This is a genomic window from Tabrizicola sp. YIM 78059 (assembly GCF_004959785.1).
In the GTDB taxonomy this organism is placed as follows: domain Bacteria; phylum Pseudomonadota; class Alphaproteobacteria; order Rhodobacterales; family Rhodobacteraceae; genus Tabrizicola; species Tabrizicola caldifontis.
This window is the reverse complement of the sequence record NZ_SJZH01000057.1, coordinates 1-788: the sequence shown is the minus strand read 5'-3', so window position 1 is coordinate 788 and position 788 is coordinate 1. Positions and strand designations below refer to the sequence as shown.

The 788-nt window shown below is 64.6% G+C and carries 1 protein-coding gene; it reads left to right on the top strand.

Annotated features, from left to right (window positions below; all coding sequences use genetic code 11):
* The first annotated feature begins 36 nt into the window (after positions 1-36).
* Positions 37-783: a phosphate ABC transporter ATP-binding protein PstB gene (pstB, locus tag EZM81_RS18000; protein WP_136646739.1), complete on the top strand. Its 747-nt coding sequence runs from the start codon at positions 37-39 to the stop codon at positions 781-783.
* The last annotated feature ends 5 nt before the right edge of the window (positions 784-788 follow it).

Here is a 788-nt window from a genome sequence, read left to right as displayed (position 1 = left end):
CGCACGGGCCTTGATGCGGGCACTGTCACGGCCAAGATGTCTGCGCGTGGGGTTCAGGTGTATTACGGCACGAACCACGCGCTGAAGGATGTTGATGTTGACATCCTGGACCGGGCGGTGACGGCCTTCATCGGGCCGTCTGGCTGCGGCAAGTCCACCTTCCTGCGCTGTCTGAACCGGATGAACGACACCGTGGCCTCGGCCCGGGTCGAGGGGCGGATCACGCTGGACGGCGAGGACATCTATGACCCGCGCATCGACCCCGTGCAGCTGCGCGCCAAGGTCGGCATGGTGTTCCAGAAGCCGAACCCCTTTCCGAAATCGATCTACGACAACGTGGCCTACGGGCCGAAGATCCACGGCATGACCCGCAACAAGGCCGAGCTTGATGCCATCGTGGAAGACGCGCTGCGCAGGGCCGCCCTGTGGAACGAGGTGAAGGATCGTCTGGATGCCCCCGGCACCGGCCTGTCGGGCGGCCAGCAGCAAAGGCTCTGCATCGCCCGGGCAGTCGCCACCAGCCCCGAGGTGCTGTTGATGGACGAACCCTGCTCGGCGCTGGACCCCATCGCCACGGCCCAGGTCGAAGAGCTGATCGACGAGCTGCGCAGCCAGTTCTCCGTGGTGATCGTCACCCACTCCATGCAGCAGGCCGCGCGCGTCAGCCAGAAGACCGCCTTCTTCCACCTCGGAAACCTGGTGGAATACGGCGATACAGCACAGATCTTCACCAACCCGAAAGACCCAAGGACCGAAGCCTACATCACCGGCCGCATCGGGTAAGGAGC